Raw genomic sequence first — 6,214 nt, 5'->3', positions numbered from 1 at the left:
CCCAGCAAGCTAGAGCTTCATCGTTCGACTTGCATGTGTTAAGCACGCCGCCAGCGTTCGTCCTGAGCCAGGATCAAACTCTCCACAAAAAACAAGAAAGAAAAACCCCAGCACCCAAAAAGAAAAGACAAGAAAAATAATCAAGCCAAATCAATCTGAGAACCAGAAAAAATAAAAAACTGGCATCACAAAAACAAACAAACACGCTATTGAGTTGAAAAAGAACAGACGCACAGCAACCTTCTCACCAGTAGTTTTGGTGCTCCAGCCGCGGCGGCCGAGTCACTACTCTAAACCATTTAGATCTCATTTCGCAAATCAGCTGAAAGCGAGTAAATGCACACAGCTAAATTCGTCGATTCATCGAATCTATCGAAATGGAATCTGCTTGATTGGCGTTCGGTTCCAGTGGAAGCGGGGCCACGCTTAATTCTGATCGAATTTTGTCTTGGGGCCCGCTCGCTTCGGTGTTTTCCCGCCTGAGCAGTGGTAACTAATCTACACACACCCAAGGCCCAACGCAACTCGAATTAGTGTGATCCCCATCTCTATTCATCTGGCGGAATAAACACGCCCCACGCATCGCTATTAGTGACACCATGAGCAGTATGAGTGAAACCACCGCAGACAGTAGTTACCAGCCAAACCCTGACGCAACACCTTTGTCCCTGATCGACTTTGCCACCATTTTTTCCGGCGAACGTCCCGCAGAGGCGTACGCGCGTTCCGTCACTCTTGCTCAACGCGCCGAAGAACTCGGTTACTCACGCATCTGGTACGCCGAACACCACAACATGTCCACGATCGCCTCGGCGGCCCCCGCGGTTCTTATTTCGCACGTGGGCGCACACACATCGCGCATCCGCCTGGGCGCCGGCGGCGTCATGCTCCCCAACCATTCACCACTCGTAGTTGCGGAACAGTTCGGCACTTTGGCGGAGTTGTACCCAAACCGGATCGACCTCGGCCTTGGACGTGCCCCCGGCACCGACCAACGCACCCTGCTGGCCCTCCGCCGCGACGCCAGTGCAGCCGACCACTTCCCCTCAGACGTCGCCGAACTCGCCGGCTATCTGAGCGACGAATCGCGCATTCACGGCATCAGTGCCGTCCCTGGACAAGGCACGCACGTGCCACTTGTCATCCTGGGGTCATCGCTGTTTGGTGCCAACCTGGCCGCGCAAATGGGGCTGCCGTACAGCTTCGCCTCGCACTTTGCGCCGCAGGCACTCGAAGAGGCCGTGGCCCATTACCGCGGCAACTACCAGCCCTCGGAGCGCTTCCCGGAACCGTACGTCATCGCCGCCGTCAATGTGACGGCTGCAGACACCACCGAGGTCGCTGAAGAGCACGCTGAGTACGTCCGCCGAGGTCGTGTCAAGGCGTTCTTGGGGCGGCAGGTTGGGCGCCGACTCTCCGACGAAGAAATCGACATGCTGGTCGAGTCACCACAGGGTAAGCAGATTATTGCCATGCTCAAGTACTGGGCGATTGGTACCGGTGACCAGGTGCGTTCGTACCTTAAAGACTTCACTCAAACGGCGCGCGCAGATGAACTCATGATCTCGCTCCAGTCCCCGGACACCGACTCGACCATGCGCTCCCTTGAGATCCTGGCCGACGCATGGGGCATCAACAGTTAACTGGAGCGAGCTCACTGCCTACGGCCCCTAGCGACGCTCAGTTGGAGCGATACTCCGGATCAATAATGGGCCACGTGTGTACCGGCTTGCCTGACTCCTGATTTTCAATGTACAGATCCACCAGGCGGGCCAGCGCGTCACGGCGAGTCTCGGTGTCGGGTTTCGACACGCTAGGGTTCATCGCTGACAACGTGCGCATCTGCCACACCGCACCGTTTTGGCGTGTGGCGGCACGTTGCTCGATGATACCCAAGTAGTAGTCGATGAGGTCCTGGTCGACTTTGAGGTCTTGAAGACCCTTCTGTGCCCGCTCAAGCAGGTGGTTGCGCACCAACTTCGCCACGTCGATCTTGCCCAACGTGGGCCATGTGATGCGCGCGAACATACCGTTGCGACACCCCTCATAGAAGTTGGAGCGAGCTTCGTTGAACGACAGTCGCGACCACACCGGCCGGTTCTGCTCACTTAGGTAATTGACCATGCCGTAATAGAACGCGGCGTCGGCAACCATGTCGGTTGCGGTGGGCCCTGCTGGGAGCAGACGGTTTTCCACCCGCACGTGAGCAGTTCCGTCTCCTGAATCGCTGGGCGCATAGATTGGCCGGTTCCACCGCCACACAGTTCCGTTGTGCAGATTCAAGTAGTGCAAAGCAGGTGCTTTGCCCTTCATGATGGGTGAGCCTGACTCTTCCCGCGACTCCGGCAGCAACGGCGGGAAGTACCGGACGTTTTCTTCGAAAAGGTCAAAGATCGACGTGATCCAGCGTTCCCCAAACCACACCCGAGGTCGTACACCCTGGGCGACGAGTTCCGGGGTTCGCGTGTCGATGGACTGCTCAAACACTGGGACCCTGGATTCGTGCCACAGCTTGCGTCCCATGAAAAGTGGGGAGTTAGCACTCAAAGCTACTTGCACACCCGCGATCGCCTGCGACGCGTTCCATGCGTCGGCGAATCGGTTGGGCGCTACCTGCAAGTGCAACTGCATCGAAGTACACGCCGCTTCCGGCGCCACGTCATTGAACTCTGCCGAAAACGATTCGCGGTTGCTTAAGTCAATGTGTACGAGTTCCCCGCGCGACTGCACCACCATATTGGACAGCGCCCGGTATCGGTTTTCATCCGTGATCCACTCCGGAGCGTCCAAGAACTCCTGGGTCAGCGTGGGCAACGTGCCGATCGATGCAACGCGCGCGCCACACTTCTTCGCCCCAGCACGCGCCGCCATGAGTCGGGCATCTAAGCCATTCTCCAAGTTCTTCAACCCTGCACCAGCAACCGACAACACAGGGTGGTTAAGCTCGAAGTTGAACGAACCGATCTCGGTCTGAAAGTCAGGGTTGTCGATGACGTCCAACACCTGCTGGTTCACGGGAGCAGGCTGCTGGTTCTCATCCACCAAGTTGAGTTCGAGTTCCAAGCCGATCGTTCCCCGTGCCAAGAAATCCGCGTCCTGCAAGTACGCGTCAAAAGTTTCGAGGTCGTGGCCAAGCTGTTTGCGATAGTCAGTCCGCTGGCGGGGCGTGTAGCTCTGCGCGGAAATTGCGTCACCCATACTCATAGCCTTGCATAACTTGTCACGAATGTGGGACCCACAACATTAAAGAAAACAGCGAGACTACTATGAAGAGAGCGACGTTTGACAAGGGAGGAAACCGAACATGAATTTTGAAAACATTTTGCAACAGTCACACGACCGACTCCCCCAGATGCTCGCCGACATCGAACGAGTCATCAACATCGAAACCCCGTCCTCGGACAAAGAAGCCGTCAAACGCGGGGCAGAAGACTTCGCCACACTCATGCATGAACGACTGGGCGTCGAACCAGACCTCGTCGACATCGACGGTGTGACCCACGTGCGCTTGCGATTCGGCGACGGAGACCGCAAAGTCATTCTGGTCAACCACCAAGACACCGTGTGGCCCCACGGCACTTTGGACCGCCTACCCTTCAGCAACAAGGACGGTGTTCTGCGCGGCCCCGGCGTTTTCGACATGATCACCGGCGCCGTCATGAGCGTCCACGCAACTGCACTGCTACAGGACAATGGCACTGACCTAGACGGACTCACCATCCTGGTCACGGGAGATGAAGAAGTGGGGTCGACCACCTCGGCGGACTTCATTGTCAACGAAGCGAAAGGCGCGTCCGCAGCGTTCGTCTTGGAAGCCTCCCAACACGGCGCACTCAAGGTGGAACGCAAAGGCTCGTCAATCTACACGGTGAACGTCCGCGGAAAGGCAGCCCACGCTGGACTCGAACCAGAAAAGGGCATCAACGCCGGACTCGAACTTGCCCACCAAATGCAGGTCATCGCAGGATTTGCCAACCCCGAGGCCGGCACCACCGTGACACCCACCGTATTTTCCGGCGGGACCACCACCAACACCGTGCCCGCACACGCGAAAGTCAACGTGGACGTGCGCGCGAAGACCGCAGAAGAACAAGAACGCGTGGACGCACTCATGCGCGGGCTCACGCCGTCCATGGAAGGCGCGCGGATCGAACTCGAAGGTGGCATCAACCGGCCCCCAATGGAACGCAACATGGCGCAAGGACTGTTCGACCGGGCAGTTGAGCTGGCCCAAAAACTGGGAATCGAAACACCAACTGCGGTTGCCGTGGGAGGAGGCTCGGACGGAAACTTCACGGCCGGAGCCGGCGTCCCCACCCTGGACGGCCTGGGCGCGGTAGGAGACGGCGCCCACGCTGAACACGAACACGCGCTGGTCGACCAGATTGCACCTCGGACGGCTCTGCTGGCCACCCTGATCGCAGACCAGCTCGCCTAACGGGCACGACCGCCAGAACTTCTCACCCACTTAACCACCTACTCAAGCACCCACACCTCAGGAGGAACCGTGAAACTGTCATCCATCCGACTGCACAACGTAGCCGTACCGCTCGTCACCCCGTTCGAAACGTCGTTCATGCGCGAAACCGAAAAAGAGTGCTACCTCATCGAGGCCACGTTCGACACCGATGCCGGCCAGGTCACCGGTTGGGGCGAGTCCGTAGCGATGTCGGCGCCGCTGTACTCCTCCGAGTACGTGGAAGGCGGGATCGACGTGACCCGCCGATGGATCGCCCCCATCTTGTTTGATGTGGAAGACCTGCGCGCCGAGCGCGTCGCCTGGCACCTGCGCCACATCGTTGGCCACCAGATGGCCAAGTCAGCCATGGAAATGGCGGTCCTGGACGCGCAACTGCAAGTGGCGGGGCTGTCCTTCAAGGACTACCTGGGTGGTGTGACGGACACGGTTCCGTCTGGTGTAAGTGTGGGAATGCAAGACTCCATCCCCGAACTCCTCAAGGTCATTGGCGGGTACATGGAAGAGGGCTACGCCCGCATCAAGCTCAAGATCAAGCCGGGCAAGGACATCGAACCCGTTGCGGCTGTGCGAAAGGAATTCGGTGACGACTTCCTGTTCCAGGTCGACGCCAACGCCGCGTACACCCTGGTTGACGCCGCTCACCTGAAGAAACTGGACGACTTTGGGCTTCTGCTCATCGAACAGCCACTGGGCGAGGCCGACATCCGCCAGCACGCACTGCTTGCCAAGCAGATGAGCACGCCCATGTGCCTGGACGAATCGATCGTGTCCGCCGAAGCCGCAGCCGACGCGATCTCGCTGGGTGCCGCCGATGTCATCAACATCAAGCCTGGTCGCGTTGGTGGTTACCTCGAAGCGAAGAAGATCCACGACTTGGCATCGGCCCACGGTGTCGCGGTGTGGCACGGTGGCATGCTGGAACTGGGAATCGGGCGCGCTGCCAACGCGGCAATGGCGTCTCTGCCCGGGTTCACGTTGCCCGGTGACATTTCTGGATCCAAGCGCTTCTTCCACGAAGACATCACGGAAGAAATCGTTCAGCACGACGGCGTTGTCGACGTTCCGACCGGACCAGGGTTCGGCGTCACCGTCAACCGCGAAACCCTTGCGAAGTTCACCCGCGAAACAATCGACATCACGCCTCAGAAGTAACCGTGTAAGCGAGGCGAAACGGCGCAAAGTGAGCGAGACGGCGCGTTATAAGGCGCCGTCTCGCTCACTTTGCGTCGTCTGAGTCGTCCGGTTCGTCTTCCGGACCATCCTCAGCGCGACCGGTGTCGTCGGAGTCCTGCCCGCCGCGACCTCGGCGGTCACGTTCCGCAAGCGCGTCACTGATGAACTTGGCGATCTCAGCCGCACCCGGGTAGGAACTTGGGCGGGATTCCGGCCGAGGTGGTTCCTGGGGTTCCGCGGAGAAACCCGCTCTGCGTGATGGGCGCGGGTCTTCTCCTTGGGCAAACGGGAAGTCTCGCAGGAAATCACCTAGGAGTTCCTGCATGTGTGCCGACGGCGTACACCAATCTGAGTGGGTTTGAGGTTCGCGCTGGTCTGCGACTGACTCGCCCGTCTTGCCTGCCCCGCCCGACTTCTCGCCACTATCTGCCTGATCCACGTCTCCCAAGTGGCGTCGCAGGGAGGCTACTTCGCGACGGAGTGACTGCAGTTCTGCTCGGATGTGCGTGAGTTCATACATGATGTCGTTGGAGTCCATGCCTCAAGGCTCCCACATGCACC

Annotated in this window: 5 protein-coding genes and 1 rRNA gene; 3 read left to right on the top strand and 3 right to left on the bottom strand. The window is 58.9% G+C overall.

The genetic code is table 11. From position 1 onward, the window contains the following. A 16S ribosomal RNA gene (locus tag MHX53_RS03595) occupies positions 1-89 on the bottom strand; the annotation flags it as partial. A 510-nt stretch (positions 90-599) separates the two neighbouring features. On the opposite strand from MHX53_RS03595, the gene MHX53_RS03590 reads away from it, so the two are divergent. Next, entirely contained in the window at positions 600-1,643 is a 1,044-nt protein-coding gene (locus tag MHX53_RS03590; protein ID WP_239271301.1) for an LLM class flavin-dependent oxidoreductase, read from the top strand. 37 nt (positions 1,644-1,680) lie between these two features. On the opposite strand, the gene MHX53_RS03585 is transcribed toward MHX53_RS03590, so the two are convergent. Continuing rightward, a complete protein-coding gene (locus tag MHX53_RS03585; RefSeq protein WP_239271300.1) occupies positions 1,681-3,198 on the bottom strand; it encodes a glutamate--cysteine ligase in 1,518 nt (505 codons plus the stop codon). A 106-nt stretch (positions 3,199-3,304) separates the two neighbouring features. On the opposite strand from MHX53_RS03585, the gene MHX53_RS03580 reads away from it, so the two are divergent. Next, positions 3,305-4,438 carry a M20 family metallopeptidase gene (locus tag MHX53_RS03580; RefSeq protein WP_239271299.1) on the top strand — a complete coding sequence of 378 codons (1,134 nt, stop codon included), beginning with the start codon at positions 3,305-3,307 and terminating at the stop codon, positions 4,436-4,438. Positions 4,439-4,507: 69 nt separating this feature from the next. Next, positions 4,508-5,632, top strand: a complete 1,125-nt coding sequence (menC, locus tag MHX53_RS03575) for an o-succinylbenzoate synthase (protein ID WP_239271298.1) — start codon at positions 4,508-4,510, stop codon at positions 5,630-5,632. A gap of 64 nt (positions 5,633-5,696) precedes the next feature. On the opposite strand, the gene MHX53_RS03570 is transcribed toward menC, so the two are convergent. Beyond that, a complete protein-coding gene (locus MHX53_RS03570; protein ID WP_239271297.1) occupies positions 5,697-6,191 on the bottom strand; it encodes a hypothetical protein in 495 nt (164 codons plus the stop codon). Positions 6,192-6,214: the final 23 nt, after the last annotated feature.

This window comes from Brevibacterium sp. ACRRH (assembly GCF_022346365.1).
In the GTDB taxonomy this organism is placed as follows: domain Bacteria; phylum Actinomycetota; class Actinomycetes; order Actinomycetales; family Brevibacteriaceae; genus Brevibacterium; species Brevibacterium paucivorans.
This window is presented reverse-complemented; position numbering and strand designations above follow the sequence as displayed.

Excerpts from the sequence above, each read along its gene's own strand:
- MHX53_RS03585 (WP_239271300.1), bottom strand. The coding sequence starts at position 3,198 with ATGGGTGACGCAATTTCCGCGCAGAGCTACACGCCCCGCCAGCGGACT.
- MHX53_RS03580 (WP_239271299.1), top strand. The coding sequence starts at position 3,305 with ATGAATTTTGAAAACATTTTGCAACAGTCACACGACCGACTCCCCCAG.
- MHX53_RS03570 (WP_239271297.1), bottom strand. The coding sequence starts at position 6,191 with ATGGACTCCAACGACATCATGTATGAACTCACGCACATCCGAGCAGAA.
- MHX53_RS03590 (WP_239271301.1), top strand. The coding sequence starts at position 600 with ATGAGCAGTATGAGTGAAACCACCGCAGACAGTAGTTACCAGCCAAAC.